The sequence below is a fragment of the Sphingomonas sp. genome (genome assembly GCF_035490575.1).
Taxonomy (GTDB): domain Bacteria; phylum Pseudomonadota; class Alphaproteobacteria; order Sphingomonadales; family Sphingomonadaceae; genus Sphingomonas.
Window position 1 is genome coordinate 1 of the sequence record NZ_DATJLI010000073.1, and the last position, 11,952, is coordinate 11,952.

Below are 11,952 nucleotides of genomic sequence, written 5' to 3' on the forward strand. Positions count from 1 at the left end.
CGTTCAGTTCGTTACGCGCGGCGCGCACTTCGCTGACCAGCCGGATCAGCCAGTCGATCTCGGCCCGCGCATCCGCGTCGAGGGCGCGGGCGTCGGGCATCGGCCATTTCGCGACGATCAGATCGTGCTCGCGGGCGCCAAGCGCGTGCCACAATTCTTCCGTGATGAAGGGCATGAACGGGTGCAGCATGACCAGAATCTGATCCAGCACCCAACCCGCCACCGCCTTGGTCTCGTCGTCGATCGCGCCCTTGATGAGTTCCAGATACCAGTCGCAGAACCGGCTCCACGCAAACTGGTAAATCGCATTGGCCGCCGCGTCGAAGCGCAGGTCGGCGAGCGCCAGGTCCAGCGCCTGCACCGTCTCGACCGTCTCGGCGATGATCCATTTGTTCACGGCATGGGTGGCGACCGGCGGTTCGATCGACTGCGACGCGCCGATGCCGTTGGCCATGGCAAAGCGCGTGGCGTTCCACAACTTGGTCGCGAAGTTTCGATACCCCTCGACCCGCTTTTCATCCATCTTGATGTCGCGGCCCTGGCTTTCCATCGCCGCCATGAAGAAGCGCAGCGCATCGGCGCCATATTTGTCGATCAGGCCCAGCGGATCGACGGTATTGCCCTTGGACTTCGACATTTTCGCGCCGTCAGCGGCGCGGACCAGCCCGTGCAGATACAGTTTGCGGAACGGCACATCGCCCAGGAAGTGCATTCCCTGCATCATCATCCGCGCGTTCCAGAAGAACAGGATGTCGAAGCCCGAAATCAGGATGTCGTTGGGGTAGCGGCCCGCCGCCTTGGGATCAGCCTCAGGCCAACCCAGCGTCGCGAACGGCCACAGCGCGGAGGAGAACCAGGTGTCGAGGACGTCTGGGTCGCGGTTCAGGGCAACGCCCTCACCCGCCGCTACCTGCGCCTCCGCCTCTGTCTCGGCGACGAACACGCGGCCATCATCGGCATACCAGGCCGGGATCCGGTGCCCCCACCAAAGCTGGCGCGACACGCACCATGGCTGGATGTTCTCCATCCAGTTGAAAAACGTCTTTTCCCACGCCTTGGGCACCACCTGAATGCGCCCGTCGCGCACGGCGTCGATCGGGCCGGCGGCCAGCGTCTTGGCATCGACATACCATTGGTCGGTCAGCCACGGTTCGATGACCACGCCCGAACGGTCGCCATAGGGCGCCTGAATGGTGCGCGGTTCGGCGTCGTGCTCGACGCCGTCCTTGTCGATGTGCGGGATCAGGAAGCCGTCGGCCTTCAGCCGCTCGACCACCGCTTTACGCGCGTCGAAGCGATCCATGCCGACCAGCTCGTCGGGCACGCCGCCGCACTGAACGATGCGCGCCTTGGCATCGAGCATGTTGAGCATGTCGCGCGCCTCGATCCCGGCACGGCGGCCGACATCGAAGTCGTTGAAGTCATGCCCCGGCGTGATCTTGACCGCGCCCGACCCCAGTTCGGGATCGGCATGTTCGTCGGCGACGATCGGGATCAACCGGCCCGTGACCGGCAGGCGCAGGCGCTTGCCGACCAGCGACCGGTAACGGTCGTCGTCGGGATGCACCGCGACCGCCATGTCGGCCAGCATCGTCTCCGGCCGGGTGGTCGCCACCTCGACATGGCCGCTGCCGTCCTCAAGCGGATAGCGGATGCGCCAGAAGCCGCCCTTGACCTCCCGCGTCTCGACCTCAAGGTCGCTGATCGCGGTGCCAAGGCCGGGGTCCCAGTTCACCAGCCTTTTGTCGCGATAGATCAGGCCGTCGCGGTGCAGGTCGACGAACACCTTGAGCACGGCCTTTGAAAAGCCCTCGTCCATGGTGAAGCGTTCATTGGCCCAGTCCATCGAACAGCCCAGCCGACGCAACTGGCGCGTGATGGCGCCGCCCGACTGCGACTTCCATTCCCAGACATGCTCGACAAAGGCCTCCCGGCTCATGTCGGTGCGCTTGATGCCCTGGCTTGCCAGATTGCGCTCCACCACCATCTGCGTCGCGATGCCTGCATGGTCGGTGCCGACCACCCAGCGTGCGTCCTTGCCCTGCAACCGGGCATGGCGGACCAGAATGTCCTGCAGCGTGTTGTCCAGCGCATGGCCGATGTGCAGCGATCCGGTGACGTTGGGCGGCGGGTTGACGATCGTCCACGGCTCGGCACCCGGCCGTTCGGGGCGGAACAGGCCGGCCTGTTCCCAGTGCGAATACCAGCGCGTTTCGATGGCAGCGGGGTCGAAGGTCTTGGGCAATTCGGTCATGCCGCTGCTCTATCCGAGCGAGCCGAGATGACAAGATGGCGCGCACCCGCAGCGGCGATCAGGCGATGCCGTTCGGCCCCTCAAGCAGGTTCTTGATCCGTTGCGACAGGTCGGCGCGGCGATACGGCTTTCGCACCAGTTCGAACGCCCGGCTATCCTCGTCCAGCGCGCGATCGGAATAGCCGGTAGTGAGCAGGATCGGCAGGTTGGGAAACTCGCGCCGCACCGTCTGCGCCAGCGCGACGCCCGACATGCCGGGCATCACGATGTCGGTAAACATCATGCCAAACTGCCCACCCCCGCGCAGGAGATCGAGCGCGCGCTGGGCATTGTCGACATGGACGACGCTGTAGCCCAGATCCTCGAGCATCGCCTGCCCCAGTTCGGCGACCTGCGGCTGATCCTCAACCATCAGGATGGCTTCGCCGCCGCCCTGCACCCGCTGGACCGGCACCTTGTCGCGCTCGACCATTCCGCGCGCACGGGGGAAATACAGCGTGAAGCGCGCACCGCCTGATTCGACATTCTCGACCGCGACGCCGCCGCCTGACTGGCGCATGAAGCCATAGACCATCGACAGGCCAAGCCCGGTGCCCTTGCCAACGCCCTTGGTCGAAAAGAACGGGTCAAAGATGCGCGCGACATGATCCTCGCTGACGCCGCCACCGGTATCGGCCACCGACATGGCGACATATTCGCCCGCCTCCATGCCGGTTGCGGGCGGCGTGTCGGCAGTCGTGACGACATTTTCGGTCGCGATCGTCACCATGCCCGCACCGTCCATGGCGTCGCGGGCGTTGGACAGCAGGTTGAGCAGCGCCATTTCGGCCTGCACCGGATCGATGCGGCTGTTCCACAGATCGTCGGACAATTTCCGGCGCACGGTAATGCCGTCGCCCAGATTGCGTTCGATGATCGGCGTGAAATCGGCAATCAGGGTGTTCAGGTTGAGCAGCCGGTCGCGCAATTCCTGTTTGCGGGCAAAGGCCAGCAATTGCTGCGTCAGCGTGGCACCCCGGCTGGCCGCCATCCCGATCGCCTCGATCGCGCGGCGGGAAGCACGGTCTTCCTCCGCAATCCGTCCGTCGAGCAAGTCCACATAACCAAGCACGACCTGTAGCAGATTGTTGAAATCGTGCGCGATGCCGCCGGTCAGCTTGCCGACAGCCTCCATCTTCTGCGCCTGATGCAGCGCTTCCTCAGCCTCCTTGCGGCGTGAGATGTCGAGCTGGCTGGCGAAATAGAACAGGAGTTTTCCCGATTCGTCGCACACAGGCGAGACGAACAGCGCATTCCAGAAGGTCGAGCCGTTCTTGCGATAATTTAGGACCTCGACCGCCACTTCTTCCTGCCGCGCGATCGCATCGCGGACCTGGGCGATGACTTCGCGATCGGTTTCCGGTCCCTGCAGAAAACGGCAATTGCGGCCGACAATCTCGGCCTGCCTGTATCCGGTCATCTTCTCGAACGCGCGGTTGCAGAAGATGATCGGGTTATCGTCCTGATAGGGGTCCGTGACGATCATCGGCATTCGCGTCGTCTCGACCGCGGCGAAGAAGATGTCGTGACGCGCCTCCCCCGGCGTCGTCGCGTCGTGCAGACGCGGCGCCGGGGAATCGAGCTGTCCGGGGACCATCGGGTCCCCCGGCAGCTTTTCGAGTTCGTCATCACTCATAGGGGCCGAAACCGCTGGCGAGGCGGTTGGTTGCGTGCAACAGCCCTTGGTCGATACAGACTTTTGGCCAAGTTCAGCGGTCGTCGCGACCGGAAATGCGCGCGATTTCCCGCGAAACCATGGTTTCGACGATGCGCGGCAGGTTGGCGTCGAGCCATTCGCTGAGCATCGGCTTCAACATCTCACGAACCAGACCCTCCAGCGTATCGCCACCAGCGGTCTCGGGCTTCACGATCAGCCGCGACAGCGCCTCCAGCCGACCGCGCGTCGCCTCCGCCACGCGGGGGGACAGGATATCGGGATCAGGCGTCGGATCGGCAGCGGCAAAGGTCGCGCGCTGCGGTTCGGGCCGGGGCGGTTCGGGCGGCGCGGCGTCCGGCCGGCGCGTGGGGGCCACAGGCTGATCGAGTTCGAGCACCGCTTCCGGTGGGGCATCGTCCGCTTCATCGTCGCGAGGGCCGGACAATGGCCGACCCATCCGGCGCCCACGCTGCGACAGCGGGTCGCCTTCCTCGGCGATGATCCGTTTGATCGAGGACAGGATGTCCTCCATCGACGGCTCGTTGCTCAAATCCCCCATCACGCCCTCGCCACCCTGTTCAGGCCCCGTATGTCAGCGGGGCGCATCCGCTTCAACTGACGGATTGGCGGGGTCGGTGTCAACGGGTCGCTGCAGTTCGGGCGCCAGCGGCCGCGTGACGATCGGCGTCTGGGCCGGTGCGTCGATGGTGCGCGTGCCCACCGGGGTGGGCGTGGGTTCGTCGTCGAAATCGAACCATGCATGGTCGACTCGCTCATAATCGGTCAACGGATCGTAAAGCGCGCCGCCATCCAGCCCCAGATCCTCCGCCTCCGCACGGCCCATCGCCGCCAGCAGCGCAAAGCCCGCGACATAGGCATCGCGCCGCGCGCTCACCAGATTGACTTGGCTGTTCACCAGTTCCTGCTCGGCGTTCAGCACTTCGATGATCGTGCGGTTGCCGACGCTGTTCTCGGCGCGCACGCCCTCAAGGCTCAGGCGATTGGCGGCAACGGCGGCTTCGGACGCCTCGATCACGCGCTGCGCCGATTGCCAGTTGGCAAAGGCGGTTCGTGCCTGTGCCACGACTTGACGCTCGGTCGCCGTGACCTGTTCAATGGCGACGCTTTGCCGGGCCTGCGCCTGACGCACCTGTGCGGAAGGGCGACCGCCCTGGTAAAGCGGGATGGAGAAGCCAAGACCCGCCTGCGCCGCGGTGCCGGTCTGCGGCACGCTGCCGCCGACGACCGACGACTGCAACGTGCCGAGATAATTGAAGTAGTTACCGCCCCCCACGACGTCGATCTGCGGCAGGCGCGCCGCGCGCGCGGCGCGCACATCCAGCCCGGCTGCCTCCCGCGAACGCTCCGCCGCTTCGAGCGCGGGATTGTTGTTCAGCGCCGTGCCGACCGCCGCCTGCGGATCGCCGGGCAGATTGGGCAGCGCCGGCGGCGGCGCCAGTTCGGCCGGTGGGACGCCGACGACCTGCAGATAGGTTTCGCGGCTGGCGATCAACTGCGCCTCGGCCTGACGCAGCGTGCCGATCGCGCCCGACAGGCGCGCTTCGGACTGGGCGACATCGGTGCGGGTCAGGTCGCCCACCTCGAACCGGTCGCGCGTCGCCTGAAGGTTGATCTCAAGGCTGCGGACATTCTGACGGTTGAGCTGGACCACCGCTTCGTCGCGGATCACATCGTTATAGGAAGCGACGACCTGGGTGAACAGATTGGCTTCGCTGGTCCGCAGGTTGGACCGTCCCGCGAGCACGCGCGTCTTGGCGGCAGCCACCGAATTGCGGATGCGCCCGCCGGCAAAGATGTTGAGGCTGGCGTTCAGATTGGCGTTGATCGCACGATCGGGTTGCAGAAAGGCATTCTGGCCCTGAACGACATTCTCGGTGAAATTGCCCTGCACGCCCAGTTGCGGCAACGCATCGGCGCGCGCCAAGGGCACGCCTTCGTTGGTGGCGCGCAGATTGGCGCGTTCGCCCGCAATCACCGGACTGTCGCGATATGCATTCAGCAGCGCGTCGCGAAGCGTCATCGGCGTGGCCGAAGGGATGGTGGCAGGCACCGCGGGCACCGAATCGGCCGGGGGCAGCGGCGCGATATTCTGAGCCTGGCCCGCAACCGGGACCAGCACCATAGTTCCGGCCATAACGGCCAGTCGCATCCCCCGCATCATCCCAATACTTCCGTCGTTTGCGCGGCGACCGGATCGACCGGCACCGCGGCGTTCATGTCTCGATCAGAAGGTAAAGCCACTCGGCTTTTCAAATCCCGGCAGCACCGTGCAAGCGCAGTCGGCGAAATCGGCCAGGCCGAAACCGGCCGTGGCACGCGCCCCGGTCGCCAGCCGCGTCACGCCGCAATCGACCAGTCCCGTCGCCATGCGCGCGCCCGGCCGTGCCTGTTCGACCAGCGCGTGCGGCACCTGCTCCACCGCGCCGTCGATGACGATCAGGTCATAAGGCGCGCCCGCGCTCCAGCCCTGGTTCAGCGGCCCTTCGACCACTTCGACATTTCCGGTCCCGGCCAGTGCGGCACGGGCAATCGCAACAAGTTCGCTTTCACTCTCCAGCGCGACGACTTCACGTGCCAGCCGCGCGAGCAGGGCAGCGGCATAGCCGCCGGCGGCACCCACCAGCAGCACCCGGTCGCCCGGTTCCACGCGCGCCTCGGTCAGCAGACGGCCGGTCGCCAGCGGGCTGTTGTGCCGACGCCCACCGGGCAGTTCGACCATCATGTCGGCATAGGCGAAGCGCGCGACCGGCGGCGGCAGGAACCGTTCCCGCGCCACCTGCGCCATGGCGGCCACGACGCGGGGGTCGTTGACTGCGCTGGTCCGCAACTGGCTGGCGACCATCGCGTGGCGCAGCGCCTCGCTACGCTCCGCCGCGATCGTCGTCCCGTCGATGGTTGCCGTGGTCATCATGCCCGCCCTTTTTGCACAGCCGTATTAGTCGTGCAATACACTAGTTGATACCCGTGCTTCTATCGCGTGACGCACGCGCCGCCAAGCAGTTGCGATGCGGTGCAGCGAATCGGTGTCAGAGACGGTCGATGGCACGGCGTAGGCGCCGGATTGTCTCCCCGTCGCCGATCGGGGCCGCGGCCCCGTCGCTCGCCAGCGCCATCAGGCGCACCGCGCCGAAACTGGCGGCCAGCCCTTTCAGACGCCATGCGCCCTGGCGCCATGTCTCTGCCGACTCGGCAGCGATCATCATCGCCAGCGCACGCTGCGCGCTATCCAGAAAAGCCTCGCGAAGCTCGGCGATCAGCGCGGGTTCGTCGCCCACCGCCGCCGCCAGCGTCGCATCGATTGCGCCGGGATCATATGCCATCGCCGGATACGATAGGCCGTTGTCGTTAAGGCATGGTTTCGCTCGCGAAAACATGTCGATGTGTTAGGGTCGGGGGATGAACGGGGGTTCTCGCATCATCGATTTCCACGCCGACCGGGCACCACGCGATGCCGCGCCGGGCGAGGACGACATCCTGCCTTTGGAGCGCACCGCCATGAGCGCTGCCTTTGAACCGCCGCCCGGCCGGGGCGCTGATCGATGGATTTCGGCGGTTGCGGCGATCGCGGCCATGCTGTGGATCGCGGCGGCAGGCTGGCTTTTGTGGGCGGACCCACGCGCTGCCGCGATGCGGCCCGCCGATATCCTGCAGACGGCAGCGGCGATCCTGGCGCCTATCGCGCTGGTCGGCCTGTTGTGGTTGGTCGCGCGCCGCACCGGTGATGCACAGGCGCGCCGCTTTACCGCGCTCCAGCGTGCGATGCGCGAGGAAGCCGACCAGTTCGAAGCACGCATGTTGATGCTGTCCGAACGCATCGCCGCCGATCGTGCGCTGCTCGACGAACATATGCGCGAGCTGATGGAAACCGGCGACAGCGCGACCGCGCGGATGCAGGCGGTGTCCAACGCGATGACGACCGAAGTGGCCTCGATCCACGCCGCCGCCCGGACGCTGGGCGAATCGAGCGAGGGCGCGGCCAGGCGGCTCGCGATCCTGCTCGCGCAATTGCCCAAGGCGCGGGACGAAGTGCAGGCGCTGGCCGCTTCCTTCGGCGACATCGGCATGGATGCCGGCGAGCGGGTGTCGGCACTTGACGCCCAGCTTGCCGCGCTGGCCGAACGCGGGCGCCATGCCGATGAAGTCGCGGGCGGCGCGGCGCAGCGGCTGGCCGCGCACATCACCCGGATGGAGGCGACCAGCGAAAGCGCGGGCGCGCGCCTTGAAGAAGTCACGGCGCATATGACGCAGGAGGTCGACGCCGTGCTGGAACGCGCCGCCACCGCCATTGACGAGGCACGGCGCGGCATCGCGGCGCAGGGCGACGCCACCGCCGCGATGATCGCAACGAATCAGGCCGCGCTGGACCAGCATACGCAGACGGGACTGGACCGTTTGCGCGAACGACTGGCCATGGTCGAAGCGAGCATCGGCAGCATCGCCGACGCGCTCGACCGCGAGCGCGAACAGGCCGATTCGCTGTTCGAGTCGCTCGACGCTAATGTCGCGCGCGCCAACGCGCAGATCGACCTGCTGCACGAAGCCGGAACCAAGCGCGCGCTGGCGCTGGCCGAACAGGTGGCGACCGTGACCATTGGTCTCGATGCGATGCGCGATGCCATGACCGGCGGCGACGAAGTGGCCCGCACGACGATGGCGACGGCGGAGATGCTGCTGACCGCACTCGACGCCGCAACGCGCGAGATTGACGAGACGCTGCCCGACGCGCTTGCCCGCCTCGACAGCCGCGTCGGCGACAGCCGTCGGATCGTGTCGGCGGCAAAACCCGAGCTGCTGGCGCTCGTCACTGCGGCCGAAAGCACGCACAGCGCGATCGAGGCGATCAACGTCACCGTCAACACCCAGCGCGACACGCTGGTGGCGCTGTCGGCCGCACTGGTCGACGCGCTGGGCACCGGCAGTTCGCGGATTGAGGATATTCAGGCGACGATCGAACGCACCATCGCCGACACGCGCGACTTTGCCGATGACGCGGCCCCCCGGCTGGTCGATGCGCTGGTCCGCATCCGCGAAACGGCGGGCGCGGCCGCCGACCATGCGCGAAAGACGCTGGGCGCGGTCATTCCCGATGCCGCCGCCCGGCTGGAACATGCCGCGGTCGAGCATTTCGCGCGGGCATTCGACGATGCGGTCGCGCGCCAGCTCAATCTGCTGGCCGAAGCCGCCGACGATGCGGTGCGGATCGCGACGCAGGCCGCCGACCGGGTGGGCCAGAAAACGCTGGCGATCGCCGAAGCCAGCGCGCAGGTCGAAGCCCGCATCGAACAGGCCGACGCCGCGCGCGAGGCGGCCGATCGCGACAGCTTCGCACGGCGCGTGTCGCTGTTGATCGAAGCGCTCAATTCGGCCTCGATCGACATTGCCAAGGCGTTGTCGGCCGATGTCGCCGACACTGCATGGGCGGCCTATCTCAAAGGCGATCGCGGTGTGTTCACCCGCCGCGCCGTCCGGTTGCTCGAACCCGGCCAGTTGCGGGAGATCGCCGCGCTTTACGACGCCGATCCCGGTTTCCACGAACAGGTCAATCGCTATATCCACGATTTCGAAGCGATGCTGCGAATGGTGCTGGCGCAGCGGGACGGGTCGCCAATGGGCGTGACATTGTTGTCGTCCGATTCGGGCAAGCTCTATGTCGCGCTGGCACAGGCGATCGAGCGTCTGCGGACCTGATCCATGCCGGTTCGACCCCGTTTCATCGAGCGCCCCGCCATGCGCCTGGCCGGCTTTGCCACGGAGCATCCCGAAGAGCGTTTCGCGGCTCGCGTGCCGCTGCAATGGGCGCAACTGATGGGCGCCTCCCCGCTACCCGGCCAGTGTAACGAAGTCGGTTACGGCGTGCGCGATATCGCCGATGTGGGAAAGCCGATCGTTCGCTATGCCGCCACGGTCGAAGTCGCGCAGGACGCGCCGCTGCCGGACGGCGCCATCGCGATCGAGGTGCCCGCCGCCAGCTATGCCGTGTTTGCCGGCTTCGACCATGTCGCGGACCTGCGCGCGATGTGGGGGCGGATCATACGCGAATGGTTGCCCACCGCGCCGTGCCAGATCGCCTGGACCCCCGCGTTCGAGCGTTATGGCGAGGGATTCGACCCGCTGATGGGGCGCGGTGACATGTCTTTATGGGTGCCGGTGCTGGGAACGACAGGCTGAACCCGCCTCAACGGCGGGCGTGCGCGAAATCAAGCATTTCGGCCGTGACCCAACCATTCACATAATTTGCGATGAACAGACCGAACATCGTGGTTGCAACCAACGTCGTCCATCCCACGACCCGCCAGATCGGAAAGCGCGCCGGGGCGCTTTCCGCCTGACCGGGAACACGGGCGTCCCCCGCTTCCTCCCCGGTTCGGGCGAAGAAGGGGAGGACGAAGAACAGGCAGAGGAACCAGAACAGGAACCAGATGGCCAGACCCGATTGCCAGGGCATGGATCAGCCGCCGATCACCAGCACGTCGACCACCGGCTTCTTGCCGGTCCAACGCGTCGCCACCTTGCGCGCGGCAAGGCGGATCGCCTCACGCCGGCGGTCGGGATCGCGCTCGCCCTTGCGAACGGTCTGCACCACGGCGCTGGCGACTTCATCCAGGAACGGCTCGCGATCCTCTTCGACGGGAACACCCTGAATCCGCACCTGCGGCTCGCCGATCAGGCGTCCGTCACGGCCAAAGGCGACCGCGACCGACATCTGTCCGTAATTGGCGATCCGCCGACGCTCGGCAATCGTCGCGCCGTCGGATGGCAGGATCACGTCGCCGTCGAGCACAAGGCGGCCGACCGTGGCAAAACCGATGCGCTTCGGCGCACCCGGCGCCAGGCGCAGCACTTCGCCATCCTTCTGCCGGATGGACTGCGGCACGCCATTGGCCAGCGCAAAGCGGGCATGTTCGGTCAAATGCCGCATCTCGCCATGCACGGGCACGACCATCTGCGGGCGGATCCAGCGATACATGGCCTGCAATTCGGGGCGGCCGGGATGCCCCGACACATGGACAAAGGCCTGGCGATCGGTAATCAGATCGACGCCCTGTTCAGCCAGCAGGTTCATGATCCGGCCGATCGCAACTTCATTACCGGGAATCTGCTTGGAGGAGAAAATCACCCGGTCGCCGGCTTCCAGCTTGATCGGGTGATTGTCATCGGCAATGCGCGCCAGCGCGGCGCGCGCTTCGCCCTGCCCGCCGGTCGCGACGATCAGGACGTTGCCGCGCGGCAGCTTCATCGCGGTCTCGAAATCGACGGTTTCGGGGAAATCCTTGAGATACCCCGTCGCCCGCGCAACGCGCGCGATGCGGTCGAGCGAACGCCCCGCAAGGCACAGCCGACGCCCGGTGTCGCGCGCGCATTCGCCCAGCGTCTGAAGCCGCGCGGCGTTGGAGGCAAAGGTGGTGACGACAACGCGGCGTCCGGCGGCTTCCTCGATCGCGCGGTCCAGCCCGGCGCGGACATCGGCCTCGGAACCCGACGCATCGTCATTGAATACATTGGTCGAATCGCAGACCAGCGCCAGCACGCCTTCATCGCCGATCGCGGTCAGTTCCGCCGCGGTCGAAGGCACGCCCATCGACACCGAATCGTCGAGCTTCCAGTCGCCGGTGTGCAGCACGCGGCCATGCGCCGTTTCGATCAGCAGCGCGCTGCCTTCGGGAATCGAATGGGCGACCGGCACGAACCGGACCTTGAAAGGCGCGATATCGACGCTGCCGCCGAAGTCGACCATCTTGAGCACGACCTGATCGGCGACGCCTTCTTCCTCCAGCTTGCCGCGGATCAGCCCCGCAGTGAAGGGGGTGGCATAGATCGGCACGCCCAGATCGGCGGCCAGATAGGGCAGCGCGCCGATATGATCCTCATGCCCGTGGGTGATGACGATGCCGACCAGATCGTCCAGCCGATCCTCGATAAAGCTCAGATCCGGCAGGATGATGTCGACGCCGGGATAGGCGGGATCGGCAAAGGTCACGCC

10 protein-coding genes are annotated in these 11,952 nt (G+C 66.5%); 2 read left to right on the forward strand and 8 right to left on the reverse strand.

Annotated elements, in window-relative coordinates; genetic code table 11:
* The 6 genes from VL973_RS05455 to VL973_RS05480 form a co-directional block, all read right to left on the reverse strand.
* The coding region (locus VL973_RS05455; RefSeq protein WP_325283017.1) for a valine--tRNA ligase at positions 1-2,254 on the reverse strand (2,254 nt) is incomplete at its 3' end.
* 58 nt (positions 2,255-2,312) lie between these two features.
* Positions 2,313-3,929, reverse strand: a complete 1,617-nt coding sequence (locus VL973_RS05460; protein WP_325283018.1) for a histidine kinase famiy protein — start codon at positions 3,927-3,929, stop codon at positions 2,313-2,315.
* 73 nt (positions 3,930-4,002) lie between these two features.
* Positions 4,003-4,509 (reverse strand): DUF2497 domain-containing protein, encoded by a 507-nt coding sequence (locus VL973_RS05465; RefSeq protein ID WP_325283019.1) that lies wholly within the window; start codon positions 4,507-4,509, stop codon positions 4,003-4,005.
* A 33-nt stretch (positions 4,510-4,542) separates the two neighbouring features.
* Positions 4,543-6,105, reverse strand: a complete 1,563-nt coding sequence (locus VL973_RS05470; protein WP_325283020.1) for a TolC family outer membrane protein — start codon at positions 6,103-6,105, stop codon at positions 4,543-4,545.
* Between the two features lie 90 nt (positions 6,106-6,195).
* Positions 6,196-6,879, reverse strand: coding sequence for a protein-L-isoaspartate O-methyltransferase family protein (locus tag VL973_RS05475; RefSeq protein WP_325283021.1), 684 nt, complete (start codon positions 6,877-6,879; stop codon positions 6,196-6,198).
* A 118-nt stretch (positions 6,880-6,997) separates the two neighbouring features.
* Positions 6,998-7,291 (reverse strand): Hpt domain-containing protein, encoded by a 294-nt coding sequence (locus VL973_RS05480; RefSeq protein ID WP_325283022.1) that lies wholly within the window; start codon positions 7,289-7,291, stop codon positions 6,998-7,000.
* 76 nt (positions 7,292-7,367) lie between these two features.
* Here VL973_RS05480 and VL973_RS05485 point away from each other — a divergent pair, with 76 nt between their 5' ends.
* Complete coding sequence (locus VL973_RS05485) at positions 7,368-9,659, forward strand: coiled-coil domain-containing protein (protein ID WP_325283023.1); 2,292 nt, start codon at positions 7,368-7,370, stop codon at positions 9,657-9,659.
* A 3-nt stretch (positions 9,660-9,662) separates the two neighbouring features.
* On the forward strand, positions 9,663-10,139 hold the full coding sequence (locus tag VL973_RS05490; protein WP_325283024.1) for a GyrI-like domain-containing protein: 477 nt from the start codon (positions 9,663-9,665) through the stop codon (positions 10,137-10,139).
* A 7-nt stretch (positions 10,140-10,146) separates the two neighbouring features.
* On the opposite strand, the gene VL973_RS05495 is transcribed toward VL973_RS05490, so the two are convergent.
* Both VL973_RS05495 and VL973_RS05500 read right to left on the reverse strand, forming a co-directional pair.
* Positions 10,147-10,416, reverse strand: coding sequence for a DUF1467 family protein (locus VL973_RS05495; protein WP_325283025.1), 270 nt, complete (start codon positions 10,414-10,416; stop codon positions 10,147-10,149).
* Positions 10,417-10,419: 3 nt separating this feature from the next.
* The coding region (locus tag VL973_RS05500) for a ribonuclease J (protein WP_325283026.1) at positions 10,420-11,952 on the reverse strand (1,533 nt) is incomplete at its 5' end.

What these genes read in the sequence shown, in the direction of transcription:
- VL973_RS05485 (WP_325283023.1), top strand. Translation starts at nt 7,368, where the DNA reads ATGAACGGGGGTTCTCGCATCATCGATTTCCACGCCGACCGGGCACCA.
- VL973_RS05495 (WP_325283025.1), bottom strand. Translation starts at nt 10,416, where the DNA reads ATGCCCTGGCAATCGGGTCTGGCCATCTGGTTCCTGTTCTGGTTCCTC.
- VL973_RS05460 (WP_325283018.1), bottom strand. Translation starts at nt 3,929, where the DNA reads ATGAGTGATGACGAACTCGAAAAGCTGCCGGGGGACCCGATGGTCCCC.
- VL973_RS05465 (WP_325283019.1), bottom strand. Translation starts at nt 4,509, where the DNA reads ATGGGGGATTTGAGCAACGAGCCGTCGATGGAGGACATCCTGTCCTCG.
- VL973_RS05470 (WP_325283020.1), bottom strand. Translation starts at nt 6,105, where the DNA reads ATGGCCGGAACTATGGTGCTGGTCCCGGTTGCGGGCCAGGCTCAGAAT.
- VL973_RS05480 (WP_325283022.1), bottom strand. Translation starts at nt 7,291, where the DNA reads ATGGCATATGATCCCGGCGCAATCGATGCGACGCTGGCGGCGGCGGTG.
- VL973_RS05475 (WP_325283021.1), bottom strand. Translation starts at nt 6,879, where the DNA reads ATGACCACGGCAACCATCGACGGGACGACGATCGCGGCGGAGCGTAGC.
- VL973_RS05490 (WP_325283024.1), top strand. Translation starts at nt 9,663, where the DNA reads ATGCCGGTTCGACCCCGTTTCATCGAGCGCCCCGCCATGCGCCTGGCC.